The following is a 24090-nucleotide window of genomic DNA, read 5'->3' on the forward strand; positions in this document are numbered from 1 at the left end:
ACCGAGATGAGTACCGCGGTGAGTGTTCCTCCCGATGGCGTGCGCTCAGGAGCCGCCCAGCATGGAGGACATGGACACCGCAACGAACACCCCACCGAGAGCCCCTGCGACCCGAGTCCGTACCGCCGGGCTGTCGTGCCTGGTCGGAGCCGCCGTCGGCGTCGCGGGCGGACTCGTCACCGCGTTCCTGCCCTCGTCGGTCCCTCCCGAGGCCTACGCCTACCCCTACACGCCGGCCGGGTTCGTCGCCGCTCAGCTGTCCTTCGCCCTCAACCACGTCCTGCTGCTGGTGGGGATCGCGGGCGTGGCCTGGTCCGGCGCGGTCGGCACACACCGGTACGGGCGCGCCGGCCTGTGGGTCGCCGGCGCCGGCATGGCCCTGCTGACCGTGTGCGAGCTCGTGGGGATCGCCGCCGTTGGTGAGCCCCTGGTGTCCCCGCTGACCGGTCTGCTGGGCGCGGGGTACGGGTTCGCGTCCGTCCTGATCGGCGCCGGACTGGTCGCGGCGGGCGTCGCGGTCCTGCGGACGGGGCGCTGGTCGGGGTGGGCGCGTCCGACCGTCCTGGTCTGTGGCCTCGCGGTGTTCGTGATCGTGCTGCCGGGCGTCTTCGGACCGTTCGTGGCCGGCCGGCTGGCGCTCACCGTGTGGATGCTGCTGTTCGGGGCCCTGGGAGCGGCCCTGATGCGCGACCACGACGCGGGAGCGCGGCGCGACGCCGCCGGGAAGGCCCGGACCGTGTGAGCGGCACGGCCGTCCGTGAACGCGAAAGGGCCCTCTCCCGAAAGGAAAGGACCCTGTTCCGCTCCCGCGACTGGACTCGAACCAGTAACCTGCCGGTTAACAGCCGGCTGCTCTGCCGATTGAGCTACGCGGGATCGCGCTCTGGGGCTCGGGCCCGGAGGCCCTGGCGCCACACATAGACTAGCGCCTTCCAAGGGGTGCTCGCGACGCGTTTTCCGCCGTCCGCTCCCGCTCCGACATTCCGCTCCGCTCGTCTCCCGCGCGGCTCGATCCCACGGCGACCGGCTCAGAGAGGACGCCGGTCCCGGCGCAGCGGATGGTCGTCCGGTATCTGGACCAGAACGATCCGCACGCCGTCCGGATCGGAGATCCAGGCCTCCCACAGCCCCCAGAACTCCTGTCTCGCCTCGCGCAGGCCCCGCGCACCGGCCGCCACCAGTCGCGCGTACTCGGCCCGGGCGTCGCGCACCTGCAACCACAGGGACAGCGGCGGGACCTCGAAGGGCTCCGAGTGCCCGGAGACCTCCAGCAGGCCGTTGCCCAGGAAGAAGACCGTCCCCGGCTGGTCCGGGTCGCCGAACTCGCGGTGCACCGCCAGGCCCACCACGTCCCGGTAGAAGTCGCGGCTCCGGACGAGATCGGTGGGGCGCAGAAGGATCCGGCTGCTCAGAACGTCCATGCCCCGCATCCTCCCAGCCGCTCCCCGACCGGGACGGCCGCCATGCGGGGAGGTCCGCCCCCGAACGACCGTAGGGCCCTCCCCCCGTCCGGGGAAGGGCCCTACGTCGATCCGCTGCTCCCGCGACTGGACTCGAACCAGTAACCTGCCGGTTAACAGCCGGCTGCTCTGCCGATTGAGCTACGCGGGATGGCGCTCGTCCGCGGCCCTGTGAGCCGCGGCGACACCAATAGACTAGCGCCCCTGACGAGTCCTCGTGACAGGTGTCGGCCCGTGTGGCGGGCGCCACGAAGGGGTAACGTCGAGACATCGTCTCCAAGGCCTGAAGAGGGACCATGCGCTATCGGATCACGTTCGTCGCCGGACTCGCCATCGGATACGTCCTGGGTGCCAAGGCGGGCCGGGCACGCTATGAGCAGATGGCCCGCACCGCCCGCAGGGTGGCCGACAGCCCCGTCGTCCAGGAGGTCGCGGGGCTCGTGGGGGCCCAGGTCGGCAACGCCGGCCGGACGGTCTACGACAAGGCCGTCGACAAGATGCCGATCACGTCGGTGCGCGACTTCCTGGCGCGGCCCACCGATGAGGAGCTGCGCACCATGGAACGGGAAACCGCACACCACGGGGCCGGCGACCACTAGTGTTCGGCTCCGGAGTGCCGGAGAGCGTTCGCTCCCGCCTCGGGCGGGGCGAACGCGTCCTGGCCCACGCGCCCGTCGTCGGCGACGGCGAGCTGGTCGCCGGTTCCCAGGCGCTCTACCTCCCCGACGGACGCCGGGTGCTGTGGCAGGACATCGACCAGGCCCGGTGGAGCACCGACACCTTCACCTTCCTGGAGGAGGGCGCGGGCGAGCACAGCGTCGCCCTGCGCCCCCTCGACTACCGGCGCCTGGCCGAGACGGTCGCCGAGCGCGTCACCGCGACCATCCTGGTCAACCGGTTCGTGCCCTTCCCGCGCGCGGACTCCGCCACCGGCTTCCGCCTGGTGGCGCGCCGGGCCCCGGGGGGCACGGAGCCGGACTGGAGGGTGTACCTGGGCGAGGGCGTCGACCCGAACGACCCCGCCCTTCCGGACGCCGTCACCGACGCCCTGGCGGTCCTGCACGACCAGATGGGCGTGTGAGGGGCGCTCGGGCGCCTGCACGCGGGGCCTTCGCGGCTTCCGGTGCACCCCCTCGTTCCTCGCGGATCCACCTCCAACCACTCCAGGACCCGCCGGCGCCCTCACCACACCCTCTCGGGCCCCCGCTCGTTCCTCACTCTGGCCCGGATCAACCCCCAAGGCGCCTGCACGCGGGGCCTTCGCGGCTTCCGGTGTACCCCCTCGTTCCTCGCGGATCCACCTCCAACCACTCCAGGACCCGCCGGCGCCCTCACCACACCCTCTCGGGCCCCCGCTCGTTCCTCACTCTGGCCCGGATCAACCCCCAAGGCGCCTGCACGCGGGGCCTTCGCGGCTTCCGGTGCACCCCCGCGTTCCTCGCGGATCCACCTCCAACCACTCCAGGACCCGCCGGCGCCCTCACCACACCCTCTCGGGCCCCCGCTCGTTCCTCACTCTGGCCCGGATCAACCCCCGAGTGGTCCCGGTGGGCTGAAGGAGCGACCACTCACCCCCAGGAGTCCGGATGGGCGGAACCGCTCACCCTTGACTCCCTGGGTGCGGTGAGCGATCCCGCCTCGGCGGCCCGGGGCGCATCAGTGCCCGGACCCCCTTCCCGTCTTGAGGGCTCCGGCGAGGACCTCGGCCAGGTGCAGGGCCCGGCGGTCCGTGCCCTGTGCGATCTGCGTGCGGCAGCTGTAGCCGTCGGCCAGCACCAACGTGTCCGCATCGGCGGCCCGCACCCGGGGCAGCAGTTCCTGCTCCCCGATCGCGGTGGACACCTCGTAGTGCCCCTCCGTGAACCCGAAGTCGCCCGCCAGCCCGCAGCAGCCCGAGTCGAGCACCTCGCCGTCGATCCCGGCGCGCGCGATGAGCTTGCGGTCCTCCTCGAAGCCGATCACCGCGTGCTGGTGGCAGTGCACCTGGGCCAGCGCCGAGGCCGCCACCCGGGGCGGCTCCCACTCGGGCGCGTACTCGTTCAGGAAACCGGACAGCGTGTGCACGGCACCGGCCACCCGCTCGCTCTCCGGTCCGGGCAGCAGCTCCACCAGGTCGTGGCGCAGCGCCGCGGTGCAGCTCGGCTCCAGGCCCACCACCTGCAACCCCTCCTCCACCAGGGGCGAGAGCGCGCGCACCGCCCGGCGCATCACCCGCCGTGCCACGTCCAGCTGACCGGTCGAGACCCACGTGAGCCCGCAGCAGACCTGTCCGCGCGGCAGCACGACCGTGAAGCCGGCGTCCTCCAGGACCCGCACGGCCGCCGCCGGCACCTGGGGGTGCAGGAAGTTGCCGAAGGTGTCGGGCCACAGGACCACGCGCCGCCCGCCCGGGCGCGGACCGCGCCGGCGGTAGGCCCGGGTGAAGGTCGTGCGTGCGAACGATGGCAGGTCCCGTTCGACGGCCACGCCCGCCATCCGCTTGGCGATCCGCGACACCCCGGGCAGCGCGGCCGCCCGGTTGGCCTCCGCCGGGGCGACACCCGCCAGGCGGGCCCACAGCGGCAGCCAGCCCATCGAGTAGTGCGCCGCGGGACGCACCCGCCCCCGGTAGTGCTGGTGCAGGAACTCGGCCTTGTAGGCGGCCATGTCCACGTCCGCGGGGCAGTCGCTCAGGCAGCCCTTGCACGACAGGCACAGGTCCAGGCTCTCGCGGACCTCCTCCGACCGCCAGCCGTCGGTGATGACCTCCCCGTTGGCCATCTCGAACAGCAGGTGCGCCCGCCCCCGGGTGGAGTGCTTCTCCTCCCGGGTGACCTGGTAGCTGGGGCACATCACCCCGGGGCCGCTCTCGCGCCGGCACTTGCCGATCCCCGAGCACCGGCGCAGGGCCTTGCCGAAGTCCCCCTCGTCGGCGCGGTAGGCCAGGGTCGCCCCCGCCACCAGCGGCAGGCCGACGCGGACGTCGGCGTCCAGAGGCAGCGGATCGACGATGACGCCCGGGTTCATCAGGCCGGCCGGGTCCCACAGGCGCTTGAACTCCCCGAAGGCGCGGATGAGGCGTTCGGGGTACATGCGCGAGAGCAGCTCCGAACGGGCCTGCCCGTCGCCGTGCTCGCCGGAGAGCGAGCCGCCGTGCCGGACGACCAGGTCGGCGGCCTCCTCCATGAACGCCCGGTACTCCCGGCGCCCCTGCTCCTCCGTGAGCTCGAAGTCGATGCGCACGTGCAGGCAGCCGTCGCCGAAGTGGCCGTAGACGACCCCGAACCGGCCGTGGCGCTCCATGAGGGCCTCGAAGTCGCGCAGGTAGTCGCCGAGCCGGTCCGGGGGCACCGCGGCGTCCTCCCAGCCGGACCAGGCCTCCCGGCCGGAGGGGGTGCGCTGGGTGAGTCCGGCCCCCTCCTCGCGGATCCGCCACAGGGCCTTCTGGTGTGACGGGTCGACGACCACCGCGGCGCCGCTCGGGCGGTCGGACTGGTCCGCCAGCATCGCCTCGGCGGCCCGGGCCGCGTCCTCGGCGTCCTCGCCCGCGATCTCCACGAGCAGCCAGGCGCCGCCCTCCGGCAGCGGCACGCGCGGGCCGCCGTGCTCGTCCAGGGCGGCGACCATGCGGTGGTTGATGCCCTCGACCGTCAGCGGCCGGTGGGTGAGCAGGGAGGGCACGGCGTCGGCGGCCGCGGGCGCGTCCGGGTAGCCGAGCACGGCCAGGACGCGCGCGGGCGGGGACTCCACCAGCCGCACCGTGGCGCCGAGCACGAACACGCACGTGCCCTCGCTGCCCACCAGGGCCGCGGCGACGTGGCGGCCCTTCTCCGGCAGCAGCCGGTCCAGGCCGTAGCCCGAGACCCGGCGGCGGAAGTCGGGCATCGCGGTGCGCAGTTCCTCGCGGTAGGTCTCGACCAGCCGGTCCAGGGCCGCGTGGATCTCCCCGGCGCGCCCCTCGGCGCCCTCCTCCGCCTTCCCCGAGCCCACGGTCATCCGGGTGCCGTCGCTGAGCAGGACGTCCAGGGAGACGATGTTGTCGGCGGTGGTGCCCCAGGCGACCGAGTGGGAGCCGCAGGCGTTGTTGCCGACCATCCCGCCGATCGTGCAGCGGCTGTGCGTGGAGGGGTCGGGGGCGAAGGTGAGGCCGTACTCGGCGGTGGCCTCGCGCAGATCGTCCAGGATGACGCCGGGCTGCACGGTCGCGGTCCGGGCCTCGGGGTCGATGTGCTCGATGCTCCGCAGGTGGCGCGAGGTGTCGATGACGACGCCGGTGCCGATGGCGTTCCCGGCGATGGAGGTTCCGCCGCCCCGGGGGACCACGGAGACGCCGTGGTCGGCGCACACGCGCACGGCCGCGACGCAGTCCTCGACGGTTCTGGGCACGACCACCGCGAGCGGGACGCGCCGGTAGTTGGAGGCGTCGGAGGTGTAGAGGGCGCGCGTGCCGGCGTCGAAGGCGACCGTGCCCTGGACGGCGCTCTCCAGGTCGTGTCGCAGGCGGGCGGATGCGGTGTCGCTGTGCGGGTCGGCCATGCACCACAGCGTGGCGCGCGGGGTCCCGGCGTGGCAACCGTCACGCGCCCGAATTCCCGGCCGGACCCGCGACGGGTGCCCGGATTCCGGCCGGACCAGCCGCGAGCGGCCGGAGGCGGGGGGTCGGACGGCCGTCAGCGGGGTGCGGACCGCGGGCGGGGTCAGCCGCGCAGGGACTCGTCCATCGCGCGGACGAACTCGCCCTCCGGGTCCATGTCCAGGTTCCAGACCATCAGCCCGCCCAGGCCGTGCTCGGTCGCGTAGGCGCCCTTGAGCCCGACCACGTCGGCGTTGTCGTAGGTCCACCACTCGTCGCCGTCGTAGACCCAGTACGCTCCCGCGTCCTCGTCCAGATGGCGCTCGCCCTCCAGCTCCTCCGCGTCCGCGAACGCCTTGGTCGGCCCGTCGTAGTCGTCGTCCGCGGGTTCCTCGGCCGGCTGCCCGAGTCCGGCGTCCGCCGGCTCCACGCCCTGCCATCCGCGTGCGAAGGCGGGCAGGCCCATCACGAGCTTCTCCTCCGGGGCGCCCTGGTCCAGGTAGCGCCGGACCGCCGCGTCCACACTGTTCGCTCCGGGTTCGGACTCCGGCGCGTACAGGTTGGAGTGGAACGCGGTGCGGTCCATCCACGGCCCGGAGAAGTCGTAGCCCTGCACCGTCGCGAAGTCGACGTGGTCGAACACCTCGCCGTCGTAGGCCCCCGCCGCCCCCTCCCCGCCCGGCAGCGACACCGACAGCGTGTACTCGCGCCCGGTCTCCTCCGCCAGCGCGTCGAGCTGTCGCCGGAACTCCGCGACCAGGAGCGTGAAGTTGGCCGGATCGTCGGGGTGCTCGGTGTTGTCGGGGTGGCCGCCGCCCGCGGGCCACTCCCAGTCCAGGTCGATCCCGTCGAACACCCCGGCCGCCGCGCCCCGGCCGCCCTGGGGCTCGTTCCCCAGCACCGGCAGGTCGCCGCGCAGCCACAGGTCGACGCAGGAGGACACGAACGCCTCGCGCGACTCCTCGGTCCGGGCCGCCTCGGAGAAGTGCGTGGACCAGTTCCAACCGCCCAGGGACAGGCTCGCCCCCAGGTCCGGGTGCAGCTCCCGGAGCTGGCGCAACTGGTTCAGCCCGCCCGCGAGCGGCTGGGAGTACGCGTCGGCCTCCCCGCTCACGCTCTCGTCGGCGGCGTAGCGCCGCTGGTAGAGCTCCCAGGGCTGGTCGTGGTCGTCCTCGGGGATGTGGCACAGCCCGTCGGGGCTGATGGCACCGAAGGCCCACATGAGGCGGGTGAGGCGTTCGGCGGAGCCGTTCTCCTGGAGCTCTCCGATGGTGAACCCGCGGTTGGCCGCGTTCCAGTCGGCGTAGTAGCCGATGCGTTCCATCCTCTGCCCGCCCACGGCGACCACGACTCCCAGGATCAGGACGGCGGCGGCCAGCGCCGCGCCGACGACGATCAGCGGACGCCGCCCGACGCGGCCGAGCGGTCTGGTCGATGGCAAGGCGTTCACGCCTACGACGGTAGGGGGCGCACGGGTCGAACGTCGCCGGTTCGCCGCAGGTCGGCCACATCAGGCCGTTCCCGGGGCTTCGGGAACCGGTCCGGGCTCCCGCACGTTGGTATCCCGAGACGTTGGTGTCCCGAGCGTCCTCAGCCCTTGAGGTAGTCGCGCAGTGTGCCCGCCCTCGACGGGTGGCGCAGCTTGGCCAGCGTCTTGGCCTCGATCTGCCGGATCCGCTCACGGGTCACCCCGAACTCGCGCCCGACCTCCTCCAGCGTGCGGGGGTGGCCGTCTGCCATCCCGAAGCGCAGCCGGATGATGCGCTGTTCGCGGTCGGAGAGGTCGCCGAGCAGGTCCCGCAGGTGCTCCTGCAGGAGGTTGAACGCGGCGGCCTCGACCGGCACCACGGCGTCGGAGTCCTCGATGAAGTCGCCGAAGTCGGACTCCTCCTCACCGATGGGCGCCTGGAGCGACACGGGCTCGCGGGCGATGCGCTGGATCTCCAGGACCCGCCGGCCGCCGAAGCCCGCCGCCGACGAGATCTCCTCCGTCGACGGCTCCCGGCCGAGCTGCTGGTGGAGCTGGTGCTGGACGCGCACGAGCTTGTTGATGGTCTCGACCATGTGCACCGGGATGCGGATCGTCCGCGCCTGGTCGGCGATGGCCCGGGTGATGGCCTGCCGGATCCACCACGTGGCGTAGGTGGAGAACTTGAAGCCGCGGGTGTAGTCGAACTTCTCCACCGCCCGGATCAGCCCCAGGTTCCCCTCCTGGATGAGGTCGAGGAAGAGCAGGCCCCGGCCCATGTACCGCTTGGCGATGGACACGACCAGGCGCAGGTTGGACTCGATCAGGCGCCGCTTGGCGCGGGTGCCCTCCTCGACGAGGGCGGCGAGCTCCTCGGCGCCGCACTCCGCCGTCGGGTCGCGGCGCTGCGCGTACAGGCCGACCTCGATCGCCTTGGCCAGCTCCACCTCCTGCTCGGCCGTCAGCAGGGGCACCCGGCCGATCTCCCGCAGGTAGAGCCGGACCAGGTCCGAGCCCGAACGCCCGCTGCCGGCCGCCCCCGGACCGCCGCCGACCGCGTCGACCGCCGGGACCGCCTCGTCCGCCTCGGCGGCGGGGTCGGCACCGGGCTCGGCGCCGGGGTCGGCCACCTCCACGCCGATCCGGGCGAGCTGGTCGACCGTCCGTTCGAGGTCGTCCGCGGGTGCGTCCAACCGTTCCAGCGCCGAGGCGACCTCGACACGACTGACCGTTCCCCGTCCCGGGTCAGGGAGAAGTCGGGCCACCTGGCGAGCAAGTGGAATTTCTTTGGTCACAACCATGGGAGCCACCCCACCATTGTGCCCACAAGGGTACCGAAAGGGGGAGATCTATTATTGTCACCCCGGTGCCACACTCATCCCGACGCCTCCTCCTGGAGGGCACGTTTTTGCTGCTGAAGCGCCATGAGCTCGGTGGCGACGCGCTCCTGTTCCTCGACCTGAGTCCGTGGATCGAGCCGGGACAGCGCCGATTTGAGGTTTGCCATCCGCCGATTGATGGAATGAGTCCTGATTGTGCCCAGCATTTGTGCGGCGTAATGTTCGTCGAGTTCTCCATAGAACTCGATCTCCTCGACCGCCAATCGCGTGAGGAAATCGCGCTGGGCCTCGGTGGGCGCCGCCTCGCGTAGGTCGATGGCCCAACGGCCGGGGTCGTGCGCGGCGGCCACCCCGCCCAGCCCGCGGATCAGGCCGAGGACGGCCTTGTGCTGGGGGACGGTGAAGTCCTCGTCGGAGAACTGGTCGAACCCGACGGCCAGGCCCGGGTGCTGCACGGCGATCTTCAGGGCCTGGCGCTCCCGCTGCACGGAGGGATCGCGCAGGTCGTAGGGCGCCTCGCGGGCGTCCGGTGTGACCGGGGGGCCGGCCGGGGACGCGCCCCGTGCCTGCGCCCGGCCGTTCCCGCGCGCTCCGGCGCGCTCGGCGCCCCGCCCGCCGGCCCGGCCCATGTGCTGGCGCACCCGGCGCAGCACGAAGGCCTCGTCCATCAGGCCGAGCCACCGGTCCAGGTTCTTGCCGTAGGCCAGCCGCACGCCCTCGTTGCGGATGCTGGCCACGACGGGCGCGGCGGCGTCCAGGGCGGCGATCCGGCCCTCGGCGGTGGTGAGGTCGTACTCCTCCATGACCTTGCGGATCATGAACTCGTAGAGCGGCGCGGCCTGGTGGACCAGGTCGGCGACGGCCTGCGGCCCCTGCTGGATGCGCAGGTCGCAGGGGTCGAGTCCGTCGGGCTGCACGGACACGAAGGTCTCGGAGGCGAACCCGTGCTCCTCGGCGAAGGCGCGGACGGCGGCCTTCTGCCCGGCGGCGTCGCCGTCGAAGGTGAACACCACCCGGCCGCCGTGGTTGGAGCGGCCCTGGAGCATCCGGCGCAGGATCTTGACGTGGTCCTCGCCGAAGGAGGTCCCGCACGTGGCCACGGCCGTGGGCACCCCGGACAGGTGGCAGGCCATCACGTCGGTGTAGCCCTCGACGATGACCGCCTCGTTGTGGCGTGAGATCTCCCGCTTGGCGAGGTCGAGCCCGTACAGCAGCCGTCCCTTGTGGAAGATGGGACTCTCGGGGGAGTTGAGGTACTTCGGCCCGTCCTCCTCGGACGCGAGCTTGCGGGCGCCGAAGCCGACCACCTCGCCCGTGACCTCGCGCACCGGCCAGAGCAGCCGGTTGCGGAAGCGGTCGTAGGCGCCGCGCCGCCCCTGGCTGGCCAGGCCGCCGGTGATGAGCTCCTGGTCGGTGAAGCCCTTGTGGCGCAGGTGCGTGGTGAGGTTCTCCCAGCCGGCGGGCGCGAACCCCAGCCCGAACTGTTCGGCGTTCTCCCGGTTGAACCCGCGGTCGGTGAGGAAGCGCCGCGCGGTGACCGCCTCGGGGGACAGCAGCCGCTCGGCGTAGAACTCCGCGGCGGCGCGGTGCGCGTCCAGCAGCCGCTGGCGCTGGCCCTCGTCGCCGCGCCGGGTGCTGCGGCCGCCCTCCTCGTAGCGCAGGGTGATGCCGCTCTGCTTGGCGAGCGACTCCACGGCCTCGGCGAAGCTGAGGTTGTCGATGCGCTGGAGGAAGGAGATCGCGTCGCCGCCCTCGCCGCAGCCGAAACAGTAGTACAGGTTCTTGGACGGGGTGACGTTGAAGGACGGCGACTTCTCGTCGTGGAAGGGGCACAGGCCCTTGAGCGATCCGCCGCCGGCGTTGCGCAGCTGCAGGTACTCGCCGATCACGTCCGCGATGGGGGTGCGCTCGCGCACCAGTGCGATGTCTTCGTCCTTGATCCGTCCAGCCACGCGTTCCAGCGTAGTTCTCCCCGGCGACACTCGAACCAGCGTTCGCTCCGGTGGGTACCGGAACCGTCACGCGGCGCCGCCACCGTCCGCGCCGATGGTGAGGGCCGCCCCGCCGCGCTCATCTTCGTGCCGGTTCCGGGCCGACGTCACGTGAAGTTGCCGTGGGGGCCACCGGTCGTCCACCGGTGCGACGGCTGCGTGCCCGTGGCGCCGGACACCATCGAGGCCCCGCGCAGTGTCCTCCACCGCCCCCTCACGGAAGTGGGCCCTTCGCCATGGCCTATCCGCCCCCGCCCCCGTCCTCGCACCCGTCGCCGCCCCCGCGGCCGCCGTCCCGCCGCAGGCCTCCCTGGCCGCTCCTGGTCGGTGCCGCCGCCGTGGCACTGGTCGTCCTCGGCGCCGGGATCCTGTGGGCGCTCGGCGGCGCGGACGGTTCCCTGCGCCAGGTCCGGGGCGTGGTCGGCTCCGAGAAGGTGCCCTTCTTCGAGGACGAGCGGGTCCGGTCCCGGCTGGCCGAACTCGGCTACGAGGTCACCGTGCGCCCCCGCGGATCGCGCGCCATCGCCGAGGCGATCGAGGAGGGCGAGGACTTCGGCTCGCCGGGCAGTACGCCCTCCACCGAGCACTTCAAGGAAGTGAACGGGATCGAGGAGGAGTACCGCCCCTTCTCCACCCCCATGGTGCTGCTCAGCTACGAGCCCATCGCCGAGGCGCTGGCGGAGGCGGGCGTGGCCGCGCAGGAGTCCGACGGCACGTGGTCGTTCGACATGCAGGCCTACCTCGACCTCACCGAGGAGCGCACGCGCTGGCGCGACCTCCCCGGAGACTCGGTCAGCAGCAACAACCGCAACGAGCTGCTCATCCGCACCACCGACCCCCGCACGTCCAACTCCGCGGCCATGCACCTGGTGGTGCTCTCCTACCTGCTCAACGACGAGGAGATCGTCCAGGGCACGTCGGTCGACGACGACCTGGCCGCGACGCTGTCGCGGCTCTTCCTGGCCCAGGGCCAGCCACCGGACTCCTCCCAGCAGCCGTTCGAGCACTACCGCGACCTCGGCCCCGGCCACACCCCGCTGGTGTGGGCCTACGAGTTCCAGTACATCGCCGCGGCTGTGCACGGGCCCGCGCTCCCGGAGGACGCCGTGCTCATGTACCCCTCCCCCACGGTGTTCTCCACGCACACGATCCTGCCGGTCACCGAGGCGGGCTCCGAGATCGGCCGGCTGCTCACCGAGGACGAGGTGCTGCAGACGCTCGCCGCCGACTACGGCTTCCGCACCGAGGACACGGAGCGCTTCGAGGAGCTGGTGGGAGAGCACGCGTTACCCGTCCGCCGCCAGGTCGGCGACGTCGTGCACGAACCGGCGTACCGGACCGTGGAGGCGCTGATCGGCCGGATCGAGCAGGAGTACAGCGACAGCGGGCAGCCCGCGCCCGCCGCCGACCAGCAGCCGGGGCCCGGCGGACCGGGCGGCCCCCTGAACGACCGGAGGAACCCATGACCGCCCACCGAGGGCTGCGCACGGCCGTGGCCGCCGCAGCGGCGGCCGGCCTGCTGCTCAGCGGCTGCACGCCCGACGGGGACGGCGGCGCCGACGCCACCCTCCGGATCCTGGCGGGCAGCGAGGTCGCCGACCTCGAACCCCTGCTGGAGGAGGTGACCGAACGCACCGGCGTGTCGGTGGAGATGGAGTACGTCGGCACGCTGGACGGCATGGCCAGGGTCGCCGCCGGGCAGGTCAACGAGTTCGACGCGATCTGGTTCGGCTCCAACCGCTACCTCGGCCTGCTGCTGGAGGACGGGCAGCGGGTGCTGGCCGAGGAGCACCCCGTGATGCTCTCCCCGGTCGTGCTGGGCGTGGCCGAGTCCACGGCCGAGGCACGCGGATGGACCGGTGACGCCGAGGTGACCTGGGCCGACATCGCGCAGGCGGTCTCGGAGAACGAGTTCCGGTACGGCATGACCAATCCGGGCGCCTCCAACTCGGGGTTCTCCGCGCTCATCGGCGTCGCCTCCGCGCTCGCCGACACCGGCGCGGCCCTGGAGGTCGAGGACGTGGAGGAGGTCGCCCCGGAGCTGGAGGAGTTCTTCGCGGGGCACGCGCTCACCTCCGGCTCGTCGGGCTGGCTCTCGGAGACCTACGCGAGCCGGGCGGCGGAGGGAGACGCGGTGCCGGGGCTGATCAACTACGAGTCCGTGCTGCTGTCGCTGAACGAGTCCGGCGACCTGCCCGAGCCGCTGCACATCGTGCGCCCGGCCGACGGCGTCGTGACCTCGGACTACCCTCTGACCCTGCTCGCCGACCCGTCTCAGGAGACGGCCGACGCCTACGACCGGCTCGTGGCCGACCTGACCTCCGAGGACACCCAGCGCCAGATCACCGAGCGGACCTGGCGCCGTCCGGCGACCCCGGGCGTGGAGCCCGCCGGGGACGTCCCGGACCTGGTCGAGCTGCCGTTCCCCACCCACCAGGACGTGGTCGACGAGCTGGTGGGACGCTACTTCGCCGAGCTGCGCCGGCCGACCCGGACCGTGTTCGTGCTCGACGTGTCGGGTTCCATGGAGGGCGAGCGCGTGGAGTCGCTGCGCACCTCGCTGAGCGCGCTGACCGGCGTGGACGACGGCTCGCTGGCGGCCCTGTCGCAGTCCTTCCACGAGCGCGACGAGGTGACGCTGCTGCCCTTCAGTACCCGACCGGCGGAGCCGACGACCTTCCGTTTGGGCGGCGCCGGCTCCGCCGCGCGCGACGACCTGGCCGAGCACGTCGGCGGCCTGTCGGCCGGGGGCGGTACCGCGGGCTACGACGCGCTGGCCGACGCCTACGGCCTCCTCGACGGGACGGCCGGGGCCGAGGGCTTCTTCTCCTCCGTCGTGCTCATGACCGACGGCGAGGTCAACGAGGGGATGGACTTCGACGCCTTCGCGGGCTTCCACGGGGGCCTGGAGGAGCCGGCGGCCGGGGTGCCGGTGTTCACCGTGCTCTTCGGCGAGTCCGACGTGCCGGAGATGACCGAGCTCGCCGAGCTGACCGGCGGCCGGGTCTTCGACGCCCGCGAGCAGACCCTGGACGCCGTCTTCCGCGAGATCCGCGGCTACCAGTGAGCCCCCGCGGGGCCGGGCGGGTTCGCCCCTCCCTCCCGGTCCCGCGCCGACCTGGCGGGTTCACAACGTTCATCCGGCGTTGGAGACGGGGACGCACGGCCTTCTCCCGTGGGCGTCCCCTCGGTGGTCTACGGATGGCACCCCCGCGACTAGTCCGCACCCCTCCGGCACGCGCCGGACGAGGCCCCGGCGGGGGTGGTCCCCCGCCGGGGCGTGGTCACCGGGACGGTGTCCGTTCCTGTTCGGCCGCCGCCGGCTCCTTCGCCTCCTCCGGGGCGGGCGGGTCGGCCGCCGCGGGGCGGGCCGCCGTGACGCGGCGCTTGTTGTAGATGTCGAAGGCCACCGCCAGCAGCAGCACCAGGCCCTTGATGAGCTGTTGCCAGTCCACTCCCAGGCCGATCAGCGACATGCCGTTGTTGAGCACGCCCATGACCAGGGCACCGATGACGGCACCGATGACCGTGCCCACGCCTCCGCTCGCGGAGGCGCCGCCGATGAAGGCGGCCGCGATCGCGTCGAGCTCGAACATGGTCCCGGCGCCCGGGGTGGCCGCGTTCAGCCGCGCGGTGAACACGAGCCCGGCCAGCGCCGAGAGCACGCCCATGTTGACGAACACCCAGAACGTGGTGCGCCGCGTGCCGATGCCCGACAGCGCCGCCGCCTGCTCGCTGCCGCCGACCGCGTACACGCGCCGCCCCATGGTCGTGGAGCGCATCACGAACGAGTACCCGGCGATGAGCAGCACCAGCAGCACGCCCACGATGGGCAGCCCCTGGTACTGGGCCAGGACGTAGGTGAAGGCCATGATCACCGCGACGGTGGCGGCCGAGGAGGCCGCGGTCACCCCGGCCGGGGGCGTGGGCAGGCCGTACCTGATCGCGCTCGCCCGGCCGTTCCACTGGATCCACACGAGCGCCCCGGCCCCGAGCGCGCCCAGCAGCAGGGTGACGGCGTGCAGCCCGAGCGACTCCGGCCCCGGAAGGTACCCGGTGGCGATCTGACGGAGGGCGGCCGGCAGCGGGGAGATGGACTCCCCGCCCAGCACGGCCAGGGTCGCGCCGCGGAAGACGAGCATGCCCGCGAGCGTGACGATGAACGCCGGCACGCGCACATAGGCGATCCAGAACCCCTGCCAGGCGCCGATCAGCCCGCCCAGCAGCAGCGCCAGCGGCACCACGACGATCGTGGGCAGTCCCCACGAGGTGAGCATGACCGCCGACACCGCGCCGGTGAAGGCCACGACCGATCCCACGGACAGGTCGATGTGCCCGGTGATGATCACCAGCATCATCCCGATCGCCAGGATCAGGATGTAGGAGTTCTGCATGATCAGGTTGGTGACGTTGAGCGGGGTGAGGAGCAGGCCTCCGGTGAGGATCTGGAAGAGCACGATGATCGCCACCAGGGCGATCGCCATGCCGTACTGGCGGGCGTTGCCGCGCAGCAGGTCGGCGCCGAGGCGGGTCAGGCGGGACGTCCTTGTCGGTCGGTTCACGGGTGGCCCCCGGTTCGCGTCATCAGTCTCATCAGGGTCTCCTGGTCGGCCCCCTCGCCGGGGACCTCACCGGTGATGCGTCCCTCGCACATCGTGTAGATCCGGTCGCTCATGCCGAGGATCTCGGGAAGCTCGGAGGAGATCAGCAGTACGCAGGCGCCCTCGGCGGCGAGCTTGCGCACGATCAGGTAGATCTCGTACTTGGCGCCCACGTCGATGCCCCGGGTGGGCTCGTCGAGGATGAGCAGGTCGGGTTCGGTGAACATCCACTTGCCCAGGACGACCTTCTGCTGGTTGCCGCCGCTGAGCGTGCGGACCTTCTGGGTCGTGCCGTGGCTGCGGACGCGCATCCGCTCGCTCATCCCCGCGGCCTCCACCGCCTCGCGGCCCGGATCGATGACCCCGTTCGCGGACACCCGTCCCAGCCCGGCCAGGGTGGTGTTGTGGCGGATGTCGTCGTCCAGCACCAGGCCGAGGTTCTTGCGGTCCTCGGGGACGTAGGCGATGCCGCCCCGGATGGCCGCGGCCGTGGTGGAGGTGTCCAGCTCCACGCCGTCCTTGTACAGGCGCCCGCGTACGTGGCGCCCGTAGGAGCGGCCGAAGAGGTTCATCGCGAACTCGGTGCGGCCGGCGCCCATGAGGCCCGCCATGCCCACGACCTCGCCCGCGCGCACCTCCAGGTCGATCCCGTCGGCCACGCGCCGCCCGGGCTGGGTGGGGTGGTCGACCGTCCAGTCCCGGACCTCGAAGCGCACGGGGCCGACCTCGCCGATCCGCTCCGGGTGCCGGTGGTCGAGGTCGCGGCCGACCATGCCCCGGATGATGCGGTCCTCGTCCACCGAGGGGGTCCCGGCGGCGTCGCGCTCCACGGACATCGTCTCGATGGCGCGCCCGTCGCGCAGCACGGTGATCTCGTCGGACACGCTGACGACCTCGCCGAGCTTGTGCGAGATGAGGATGCAGGTCACCCCCTCGGCCCGCAGGTCCAACAGCAGGTCGAGCAGCCGGGCGCTCTCCACCTCGTTGAGCGCCGAGGTGGGCTCGTCGAGGATGAGCAGCCGGACCCGTTTGGCCAGGGCCTTGGCGATCTCGACGAGCTGGCGGGCGCCCACGCTCAGCGCGGAGACGGGCGTGGCCGGGTTCACATCCAGTCCGACCCGGCTCAGCAGCTCTCCGGCCCGGGCGTGGGTGGCACCCCAGTCCACGATCCCGAACCGGGACCGCTCGTGCCCGAGGAACACGTTCTCGCTGATCGACAGCTGCGGGATGAGCGCCAGCTCCTGGTGGATGATGGCGATCCCGGCCCGCTCGCTGTCGGCGACCCCGGAGAACGCGCAGGGCTCACCGTCGACGAACACCTCACCGGTGTAGGAGCCGGTCGGGTGCACGCCGCTGAGGACCTTCATCAGGGTGGACTTGCCGGCGCCGTTCTCGCCCATGAGGGCGTGGACGCGGCCGTGGCCCACGCTCAGCGACACCCCGTCCAGGGCGCGTACACCGGGGAACTCCTTGCGGATGTCGCGCATCCGCAGGAGCGGCCCGCCGTGCGTGGCGGGCCACTCGTGCGCGGTACTCATTCGAGGTCGGACTCCTCGTAGTAGCCGCTCTCGACCAGCACTTCGTGGTAGTTGTCGATGTCCACGTTGACGGGCTCGAGCAGGAAGGCGGGGACGACCTTGACCTCGTTGTCGTAGGTCTCGGTGTCGTTCACGGGGACCTCCTCGTCCGCCAGCACGGCCTCGGCCATGTCGACGGTCTGGGCGGCCAGCGCGCGGGTGTCCTTGAAGATCGTCTGGGTCTGCTCGCCCGCGATGATCGACTTCACCGAGGACACGTCGGCGTCCTGGCCCGTGATCACGGGCAGGGGCCGCTCCTCGCTGCCGTAGCCGACCGCGCGCAGTGACTCGATGACGCCCAGGCTGATGCCGTCGAAGGGCGAGAGCACGGCGTGCACGTCCTCGTCGGAGTAGTTGGCGCTCAGCAGGTTGTCCATGCGGGCCTGGGCGAGCGCGCCGTCCCAGCGCTGGGTGGAGATCTGCTCCATGGAGGTCTGGCCGCTGCGCACCACGAGGGTGCCGTCGTCGATGTGGGGCTGCAGGACCGACATCGCCCCGTCGTTGAAGAAGTAGGCGTTGTTGTCGTCGGGCGACCCGCCGAACAGCTCGATGTTGAACGGGCCCTCCTCGTTCTCCAGGTCGAGGGCGTCGACGATGTACTGGCCCTGGAGGACGCCGACCTCGAAGTTGTCGAAGGTCGCGTAGTAGTCGACGTGCTCGGTGCCCATGATCAGCCGGTCGTAGGCGATGACCGGGATGTCGGAGGCGTCGGCCATGTCGAGCACGTCGCCGAGGGCCTGGCCGTCGACGGCCGCGATGACGAGGATGTCGGCGCCCCGGGTGATCATGTTCTCGATCTGGGCGACCTGGTCCTCCACGACGTCCTCGGCGTACTGCAGGTCGGTGCCGAAGCCGCGCTCCTCGAACTCGGCGACCATGTTGGCGCCGTCGTTGATCCAGCGTTCCGAGGACTGGGTGGGCATGGAGATGCCGACGGTGCCGGCCTCTCCCTCGGGTTGGGCGGCGTCGCCGACGCCTCCGCAGGCGGTGAGCAGCAGGGCCGCGCCGGTGAGGGCCGCCGTGACGGCTCCTGCTCTGGCGTGTGTGCGCATGTGGGACCTCACTTGTTCGCGTGTTGGGGGATGGCAGGGGTCACCGGGTCCGGGAGGACAGGGTGACGACGGTCCAGGAGACGGGCGGCAGGGTGACGGTCAGGCGTCCGCCGTCCAGACGGGCCGACTTGTTGGGCTGGGGCACGACCCGGTCGGGGTCGTCCATGGTGTTGGCGGCGTAGGCGTCCTCGTCGGCGAGGGTGAGCGCCTCGGTCACCTCGGTGGGCGTGAGGCCGCGCAGGTCGACGGTGAGGGCGACCTGCTGGTCGACGGAGCGGTTGACGACGAACACGGCGGTGCGGCCGGTCTCCTCGTCGTGGGTGACGGCACTGTCCACCACGTCGACCTCGCCGTACTTGGCGGTGTCCTGGACGGGGGCGTCCAGGTCGGCGCGCAGCACGTGTCCGGCGGCGGAGGCGGCGGTGAGGGCGAAGGGGTGGAAGATGGTCTGCCGCCAGGCAGGGCCGCCGGGTTCGGTCATGATCGGCGCGATGACGTTGGCGAGCTGGGCCTGGCTGGCGGCGGTGACGCGGTCGCTGTGGCGCAGGAGGCTGATGAGCATGTTGCCGACCACGACGGCGTCGGCGACGTTGTACTGGTCCTCGATGACGCGGGGCGCCACCTGCCAGTCGTCGGTGGGCTGGACCTCGGCGAGCGCCTGGTGGCGGCTGAGGTACCACACGTTCCACTCGTCGAAGGAGAGCTGGATGCGCTTGCGGTCGCGCAGCTTCGCGCCGACGGCGTCGGCGGTGGAGACCACCGAGTCGATGAAGTGGTCCATGTCAGTGACCGCGCCGAGGAAGCTGGCGAGGTCGCCGTCGTGCTCCTCGTAGTAGGCGTGCAGCGAGATGTACTCGACGGCGTCGTAGGTCTCCTCCAGGACGGTGGCCTCCCACGCGCCGAAGGTGGGCATGGTCGACCCGGAGCTGCCGCACACGACCAGTTCCAGGTCGCGGTCGGCCATCTTCATGGCCCGGGCGACCTGGGCCGCCTTGCGGCCGTAGGAGCGGGCGTCCAGGTGGCCGATCTGCCAGGGGCCGTCCATCTCGTTGCCCAGGCACCACATGCGGATGTCGTGCGGCTCGGGGTGGCCGTGCGCCGCGCGCAGGTCGGACAGGTGGGTGCCGCCGGGGTGGTTGGCGTACTCCAGCAGGTCGAGGGCCTCCTGGAGGCCGCGGGTGCCGAGGTTGACCGCCATCATCGGCTCGATGTCCTGGCGGCGGCACCAGGTCATGAACTCGTCGAGGCCGAACTGGTTGGTCTCCAGGCTGTGCCAGGCCAGGTCGCGGCGGACCGGGCGCCGGTCCTTGGGACCGATGCCGTCCTCCCAGCGGTAGCCGGAGACGAAGTTGCCGCCGGGGTAGCGGACGGTCGTCACGCCGAGCTCGCGGACCAGGGCGGCGACGTCCTGGCGCAGGCCGTCGGCGTCGGCGGTGGCGTGTCCGGGCTCGTAGATGCCGGTGTAGACGCAGCGTCCCATGTGCTCGACGAAGGAACCGAACGTGCGGCGGTGGACGGGGGCCACGGGGGTCGCGGCGTCGACGCTCAGGGAGGCGTTGATCATGTGGGCTCCTGCTCTGGAGGGGTACTGCGGCCGAAGGCCGTCCGTAAGTGGGAGGTACTGCGGCCGAAGGCCGTCCGTTGAGGGTGGTGGTGGGCGACGGGTGGGTGGTGGTGGGCGACGGGTGGGCGGGTGAGCGGGTGGTCAGGCGGTCAGCCGGCGTCGGGCCGGGCGGGTCCGGGCGTCGCGGGCCGCACGGAGGGCCAGCCGTCGGCCGACCAGTGCAGGCGGCGCACGGCCATCCGGAAGTCGAAGTCCGGACCCAGGTCGGTGTCGTAGTAGTGGTAGGCGAGCAGGCCGCCGGAGACGGACTGGCCGCCGGAGCCGGTGATGGTCCCCTCGTCGGCGACGATCACGGTGCCGCCGCCCTCCAGCATCGGGACGCCGTCGGCGTCGAGGTAGGGGCCGGTGGGCTCGGTGGCCCGGCCGACGGCGACCTTGTAGTCGCTGCCGACCCGGCAGCAGTGGTCGAAGGAGACGAACAGGTAGTAGTAGCCGTCGCGTTCGACGATGGCGGGGCCCTCGATCGCGTTGGGCGGCTCCTGCCGGTCGGCCAGGTGCACGGTGTCGGCGCCCGGGAGGGCCAGGCCGGTGGCGGGGTCGAGTTCGACCATGTGGATGCCGGACCAGAAGGACCCGAAGGCCATCCAGCGGCGGCCCTGGCCGTCGTCGACGACGGCGGGGTCGATGGCGTTGTAGGAGTCCCCGGCGAAGGACTCGAACACCTTGCCCTGGTCCGTCCAGGCGTAGTCGGGGTCCTCGGGGTCGAGCGTGGGACTGGTGGCCAGGCCGATCAGCGAGCGGTTCGAGCCGAACGTCGAGGCGGAGTAGTACAGGTGGTAGGTGCCGTCGGCGTGGAAGATCTCCGGCGCCCAGAGGGTCTCCACGCCGGGGATCTCCTCGGCGATCCAGGCGGGCTTGGTGTCGAAGACGGTGTCGGTGAAGGTCCAGTGGCGGCCGTTGGGCGAGCTGCGGATCTGGATGTTGCCGTCGCCGATCTCGGCGTTGCCGGTGCCGAAGACGTACCAGTCCTCGCCGGCGCCGCCCTTGAGCAGGCCGGGGTCGTGCACCCGCAGGCCGCCGGCGAAGGGGTGGAGGTCGTCGGGCTGGTAGCCCTGGACCGGTAGTCCGGGGTTGTTGGGGGGCACGTCCCAGTCGTCCCGGGCGGCGGCGGCCGGGACGGCCAGGGTGGCGGTCAGCGCCGTGGCGGCCAGGACCGCCGCGACCGTGGTGAGTGTGCGTCTCATGGGAGGTCTCCTGGGGGTTTCGGGAGGCGCGGTCAGCCCTTGATGCCCGCTCCGGCGACACCGGTGACGATGTGCCGCTGGAAGAGCAGGAAGACGACGAGCAGAGGCAGGGCGCCGAGCACGGCCGAAGCCATGACCTGCGCGTACTGGATCCCGTACTGGCCCACGGCCGTGCCCAGGCCCACGGGCAGGGTCATCATCTCCGGGTCGTTGACCACGATGAACGGCCACAGGAAGTTGTTCCAGGCACCGATGAAGGTGAAGATGCCGACCGCGGTGAGGATGGGCCGCGACAGCGGGAGGATGACGCTCCACAGGACGCGCACCGGTCCGGCGCCGTCCAGGCGGGCGGCGTCCTCGTAGTCGCGCGGGATGGCGTCGAAGAACCGCTTGAGGATGAACACGAACACCGGGGCGACCACCTGGGGCAGGGCGACGCCCCAGTAGGTGTCCACCATCCCCAGCTGGGTCATCAGCACGAACTGCGGGACGATCAGGGTCTGCGGCGGGATGAGGATGCCGCCGATGATGAGCGCGAACAGCCCCGGCCGGCCGCGGAAGTCGAACCGGGAGAACCCGTAGGCGGCCAGGACGCAGAGCACCAGGGTGAGCACGGTGACGATCACCGTGGTGATGAGCGAGTTCATCGTCCAGCGCAGGATGTCGCCGCGGCCCAGAACCGAGGTGTAGGCCTCGAAGGTGGCGTTGTCCGGGAGCCAGGTGGGCGGCATGACCGTGGTCTCGCCCTCGGGCTTGACCGAGGTGGCGAAGGCCCACAACAGCGGGGCGAACCAGACGATCGCGGCCAGGGACGCGACGGTGTACAACGCGACGGAGCCGACCGACCACCGGCGGCGGCGCGGGGCCGCGGGCCGGGGAGCCGTCGTCGCGGGGCCCTGGGCGGTACGCGGTGCGGGGGGCGTCGAGGTGGCCATCGTCAGCCCTCCTTCCGGGAGAAGAGGCGGAACTGGGCGATGGAGGCGGCGATGATCAGGACCATGAAGACGTAGGCCATCGACGAGGCCAGGCCGATGCGCAGCCCGACGAAACCGGAGTCGTAGATGTACTGGATGACGGTGCGGGTGGCGAAGTTGGGCCCGCCCATGGTCATCAGGTAGATCTGCTCGAACACGCGCAGCGAGCCGATCAGCTGCAGGACGGCGATGAGCGCCGTGGTGCGGGCCAGCATCGGCAGGGTGATCCGGCCGATGCGCTGCCAGACCCCCGCCCCGTCGATCGCGGCGGCCTCGTAGACGTCCTTGGGGATGGACTGCATGGCGGCCAGGTAGAGCAGGTAGTTGAACCCGACCTGCCACCACGCGGTGGCCGCGACCACGGAGAACATCGCGGTGTCCTCGGAGAAGAGCCACTCGGGCCCCTCGATCCCGAAGCGGGAGAGCGTGCCGTTGAACAGGCCCAGGCTCGGGTTGTACATCCACCCCCAGATGAGCGTCATCACCGTCACCGGCAGGACGAAGGGGGCGAAGAACGACAGGCGCAGGAACCAGCCGAGGCGGCGCGCGTGGTCGGTGAGCAGGGCCATGCCGAGGGCCAACACGACCATGAGGGGCACGCTCAGGACCGTGAACCACAGCGTGTTCCACAGCGAGTCGTACATGTCCGAGTCGGTCAGGGTCTCCGACCAGTTGTCCAGCCCGATGAACGAGACGTCCCCGCCGGCCAGGCTGCGGTCGGTGAAGGTGTAGCCGAACCCGACGATGGCGGGCCACAGGAGGAAGACGGCGTAGAAGGCCAGGAAGGGCAGGACGAACCACAGGCCGGTCCAGGAGGACGGGCGGCGGCGGACGTCGACGAGGCCGCGCGGTGCGGCGGGGGCTGATCCGGGCGCGGTGCGGGGCGCGGGAGCTTGGGTGTTCTGGGTCATGGTGGGGCTCCCTACACCGGCGACGGAACGGACAGGAGGTTACGGATGGTGCCCTTGAGCTGGTCGAGCGCCTGCTCCGGGGTCTGGGTGCCCTGGTGGAGCGTGGTCAGGGCGCCGGCCGCCTCCTCCTGGAGCCGCCCGGCCGAGCCGCTGAACCAGGCCTCGGGCTCGAACTGGACGTTCTCCGCGGCCTCGCGGTACTCGGACTGGGGGTGCAGCGCGTCGTACTCGGCGCTCTCCACCACGGGCTGGTAGGCGGGGATGTGTCCGCCGCCGGCCCAGGTCAGGCTGTTGTGCAGCATCCACGCGGCGTACTCGGCGGCGGCGCGGGTGCGTTCGGGGTCGCGGTCGCGCTGGTGCGGGAAGACGTAGCAGTGCGAGTCGCCGCGCGTGCGGTGGTTGCCGAACACGGCGGGGAACTGGGTGGCGGAGAACTCGATCCCGGTGGCCTCCAGGGTGGGAATCTCCCAGTTGCCGTGGATCATCAGCCCGGCGTGGCCGTTGGCGATGTTGGCGGCCGTGTCGGCGTCCCTGGAGTGGCGCGGGGCCAGGCCCTCCTCGGCGAGGCGGTACATGACGTCCATGGCGGCCAGCGCCTTGTCGTCGTCCATCTCGAAGTCGTCCTCGCCGAGGACGAGTTCGCCGTCCTGCTGGCGGTAGAGCGCCCAGAAGTTGGACCACGGGTTCCAGGTGTCCATGGAGAGTCCGTAGTCGCCGGTCACGCCCTGGATCTCGCGGAGCAGGTCGAAGTAGGCGTCCACTCCGGAGACCTCGACGAGGCGGTCGTCGGCGTCGAGCACACCCGCCTGGCGGCACACGTCGAGGTTGATGTACTGGATCAGGACGTGGGTGTCGATGGGAATGGCGTACAGCTGACCGTCGAAGAAGCACTTCTCCCAGATGTTGGGCAGCACGACCGTGTCGTCGATGCCGAACTCGGCGAGCAGGCCGGGGTCGATCGGGTCGAGCAGGCGGCCGGGAGCCAGGCTCTCCAGGCGCGAGACGTGCACGGTGGCGATGTCGGCGCCACGGCCGCCCGCGGCGCCCATGGCGACCTTGGTGTAGAAGGGCGCGCCCCAGGTGAAGGTGGTGGCGCGGAAGTCGATCCCGGGGTGCTCGGCCTGGTAGGCGTCGTGCATCTCGATCATCCGCAGGCCGTCGCCGCCCGCGAACAGGTTCCACTGCCGCAGCCGGGTCTCGCCGCTGATGAGGGTGTCGGGCGGGGCGCAGCCCGCCGCCGCCAGGCCCGCGGTGGCCAGGGCTCCGGTGACGAAGGCCCGGCGGCCCGGCCCGACCGGGGCCAGGGGTGGGGGTGGCGCGTGCGGTGCTCTTGATGCTCTGCGCATGGTCTCTCCT

At 71.9% G+C, this 24090-nt stretch carries 18 protein-coding genes and 2 tRNA genes; 5 read left to right on the plus strand and 15 right to left on the minus strand.

Annotated features, from left to right (window positions below):
* The first annotated feature begins 70 nt into the window (after positions 1-70).
* Complete coding sequence (locus HNR10_RS06625; RefSeq protein WP_179821665.1) at positions 71-742, plus strand: hypothetical protein; 672 nt, start codon at positions 71-73, stop codon at positions 740-742.
* A gap of 61 nt (positions 743-803) precedes the next feature.
* Here the strand turns inward: HNR10_RS06625 and HNR10_RS06630 are convergent.
* The 3 genes from HNR10_RS06630 to HNR10_RS06640 form a co-directional block, all read right to left on the minus strand.
* Positions 804-876: transfer RNA gene (locus HNR10_RS06630), tRNA-Asn, on the minus strand.
* A 152-nt stretch (positions 877-1028) separates the two neighbouring features.
* Positions 1029-1421 carry a VOC family protein gene (locus tag HNR10_RS06635; protein ID WP_179821667.1) on the minus strand — a complete coding sequence of 131 codons (393 nt, stop codon included), beginning with the start codon at positions 1419-1421 and terminating at the stop codon, positions 1029-1031.
* A 117-nt stretch (positions 1422-1538) separates the two neighbouring features.
* A tRNA-Asn gene (locus HNR10_RS06640) sits at positions 1539-1611 on the minus strand.
* Positions 1612-1756: 145 nt separating this feature from the next.
* Between HNR10_RS06640 and HNR10_RS06645 the strand changes: the two genes are divergently transcribed.
* The gene (locus HNR10_RS06645; RefSeq protein WP_179821669.1) at positions 1757-2059 is read left to right on the plus strand and encodes a hypothetical protein; all 303 of its coding nucleotides are present in this window, start codon (positions 1757-1759) and stop codon (positions 2057-2059) included.
* A gap of 14 nt (positions 2060-2073) precedes the next feature.
* Complete coding sequence (locus tag HNR10_RS06650) at positions 2074-2541, plus strand: hypothetical protein (RefSeq protein ID WP_312889139.1); 468 nt, start codon at positions 2074-2076, stop codon at positions 2539-2541.
* A gap of 575 nt (positions 2542-3116) precedes the next feature.
* Here the strand turns inward: HNR10_RS06650 and HNR10_RS06655 are convergent.
* From HNR10_RS06655 to dnaG, 4 genes are all read right to left on the minus strand, one after another.
* Entirely contained in the window at positions 3117-5975 is a 2859-nt protein-coding gene (locus HNR10_RS06655; protein WP_179821672.1) for an FAD-binding and (Fe-S)-binding domain-containing protein, read from the minus strand.
* Between the two features lie 161 nt (positions 5976-6136).
* Entirely contained in the window at positions 6137-7462 is a 1326-nt protein-coding gene (locus HNR10_RS06660) for a glycoside hydrolase family 18 protein (protein ID WP_312889140.1), read from the minus strand.
* 140 nt (positions 7463-7602) lie between these two features.
* Positions 7603-8781: an RNA polymerase sigma factor RpoD gene (gene rpoD, locus HNR10_RS06665; protein ID WP_179829576.1), complete on the minus strand. Its 1179-nt coding sequence runs from the start codon at positions 8779-8781 to the stop codon at positions 7603-7605.
* A gap of 74 nt (positions 8782-8855) precedes the next feature.
* Positions 8856-10772 (minus strand): DNA primase, encoded by a 1917-nt coding sequence (gene dnaG / locus HNR10_RS06670; RefSeq protein WP_179821674.1) that lies wholly within the window; start codon positions 10770-10772, stop codon positions 8856-8858.
* Positions 10773-11047: 275 nt separating this feature from the next.
* Here dnaG and HNR10_RS06675 point away from each other — a divergent pair, with 275 nt between their 5' ends.
* Positions 11048-12277, plus strand: a complete 1230-nt coding sequence (locus HNR10_RS06675) for a hypothetical protein (protein ID WP_246406089.1) — start codon at positions 11048-11050, stop codon at positions 12275-12277.
* Complete coding sequence (locus HNR10_RS06680; protein ID WP_179821676.1) at positions 12274-13878, plus strand: VWA domain-containing protein; 1605 nt, start codon at positions 12274-12276, stop codon at positions 13876-13878. The genes HNR10_RS06675 and HNR10_RS06680 overlap by 4 nt, the downstream gene beginning before the upstream one ends.
* Positions 13879-14095: 217 nt before the next feature.
* Here the strand turns inward: HNR10_RS06680 and mmsB are convergent, their stop codons facing one another.
* The 8 genes from mmsB to HNR10_RS06720 all read right to left on the minus strand — a co-directional run bounded on the left by mmsB (position 14096) and on the right by HNR10_RS06720 (position 24080).
* Positions 14096-15373, minus strand: coding sequence for a multiple monosaccharide ABC transporter permease (gene mmsB / locus HNR10_RS06685; protein WP_179821678.1), 1278 nt, complete (start codon positions 15371-15373; stop codon positions 14096-14098).
* Positions 15370-16950 (minus strand): sugar ABC transporter ATP-binding protein, encoded by a 1581-nt coding sequence (locus HNR10_RS06690; protein WP_179821680.1) that lies wholly within the window; start codon positions 16948-16950, stop codon positions 15370-15372. Before HNR10_RS06690 ends, mmsB begins: the two co-directional genes overlap by 4 nt.
* Positions 16947-18041, minus strand: coding sequence for a multiple monosaccharide ABC transporter substrate-binding protein (gene chvE, locus HNR10_RS06695; protein ID WP_179821682.1), 1095 nt, complete (start codon positions 18039-18041; stop codon positions 16947-16949). Before chvE ends, HNR10_RS06690 begins: the two co-directional genes overlap by 4 nt.
* A 40-nt stretch (positions 18042-18081) precedes the next feature.
* Positions 18082-19605, minus strand: coding sequence for an arabinosylfuranosidase ArfA (gene arfA, locus HNR10_RS06700; protein WP_179821684.1), 1524 nt, complete (start codon positions 19603-19605; stop codon positions 18082-18084).
* A gap of 149 nt (positions 19606-19754) precedes the next feature.
* Complete coding sequence (locus HNR10_RS06705; protein WP_179821686.1) at positions 19755-20849, minus strand: arabinan endo-1,5-alpha-L-arabinosidase; 1095 nt, start codon at positions 20847-20849, stop codon at positions 19755-19757.
* 32 nt (positions 20850-20881) lie between these two features.
* A complete protein-coding gene (locus HNR10_RS06710; RefSeq protein WP_179821688.1) occupies positions 20882-21784 on the minus strand; it encodes a carbohydrate ABC transporter permease in 903 nt (300 codons plus the stop codon).
* Positions 21785-21786: 2 nt separating this feature from the next.
* Positions 21787-22734: a carbohydrate ABC transporter permease gene (locus HNR10_RS06715; protein WP_179821689.1), complete on the minus strand. Its 948-nt coding sequence runs from the start codon at positions 22732-22734 to the stop codon at positions 21787-21789.
* A gap of 11 nt (positions 22735-22745) precedes the next feature.
* A complete protein-coding gene (locus HNR10_RS06720) occupies positions 22746-24080 on the minus strand; it encodes an extracellular solute-binding protein (RefSeq protein WP_179821691.1) in 1335 nt (444 codons plus the stop codon).
* Positions 24081-24090 lie beyond the last annotated feature (10 nt).

The organism is Nocardiopsis aegyptia (assembly GCF_013410755.1).
Taxonomy (GTDB): Bacteria; Actinomycetota; Actinomycetes; order Streptosporangiales; family Streptosporangiaceae; genus Nocardiopsis; species Nocardiopsis aegyptia.

Excerpts from the sequence above, each read along its gene's own strand:
- HNR10_RS06625 (WP_179821665.1), top strand. The coding sequence starts at position 71 with ATGGACACCGCAACGAACACCCCACCGAGAGCCCCTGCGACCCGAGTC.
- HNR10_RS06635 (WP_179821667.1), bottom strand. The coding sequence starts at position 1,421 with ATGGACGTTCTGAGCAGCCGGATCCTTCTGCGCCCCACCGATCTCGTC.
- HNR10_RS06645 (WP_179821669.1), top strand. The coding sequence starts at position 1,757 with ATGCGCTATCGGATCACGTTCGTCGCCGGACTCGCCATCGGATACGTC.
- HNR10_RS06655 (WP_179821672.1), bottom strand. The coding sequence starts at position 5,975 with ATGGCCGACCCGCACAGCGACACCGCATCCGCCCGCCTGCGACACGAC.
- rpoD (WP_179829576.1), bottom strand. The coding sequence starts at position 8,781 with ATGGTTGTGACCAAAGAAATTCCACTTGCTCGCCAGGTGGCCCGACTT.
- HNR10_RS06675 (WP_246406089.1), top strand. The coding sequence starts at position 11,048 with ATGGCCTATCCGCCCCCGCCCCCGTCCTCGCACCCGTCGCCGCCCCCG.
- HNR10_RS06680 (WP_179821676.1), top strand. The coding sequence starts at position 12,274 with ATGACCGCCCACCGAGGGCTGCGCACGGCCGTGGCCGCCGCAGCGGCG.
- HNR10_RS06690 (WP_179821680.1), bottom strand. The coding sequence starts at position 16,950 with ATGAGTACCGCGCACGAGTGGCCCGCCACGCACGGCGGGCCGCTCCTG.
- chvE (WP_179821682.1), bottom strand. The coding sequence starts at position 18,041 with ATGCGCACACACGCCAGAGCAGGAGCCGTCACGGCGGCCCTCACCGGC.
- arfA (WP_179821684.1), bottom strand. The coding sequence starts at position 19,605 with ATGATCAACGCCTCCCTGAGCGTCGACGCCGCGACCCCCGTGGCCCCC.
- HNR10_RS06705 (WP_179821686.1), bottom strand. The coding sequence starts at position 20,849 with ATGAGACGCACACTCACCACGGTCGCGGCGGTCCTGGCCGCCACGGCG.
- HNR10_RS06710 (WP_179821688.1), bottom strand. The coding sequence starts at position 21,784 with ATGGCCACCTCGACGCCCCCCGCACCGCGTACCGCCCAGGGCCCCGCG.
- HNR10_RS06715 (WP_179821689.1), bottom strand. The coding sequence starts at position 22,734 with ATGACCCAGAACACCCAAGCTCCCGCGCCCCGCACCGCGCCCGGATCA.
- HNR10_RS06720 (WP_179821691.1), bottom strand. The coding sequence starts at position 24,080 with ATGCGCAGAGCATCAAGAGCACCGCACGCGCCACCCCCACCCCTGGCC.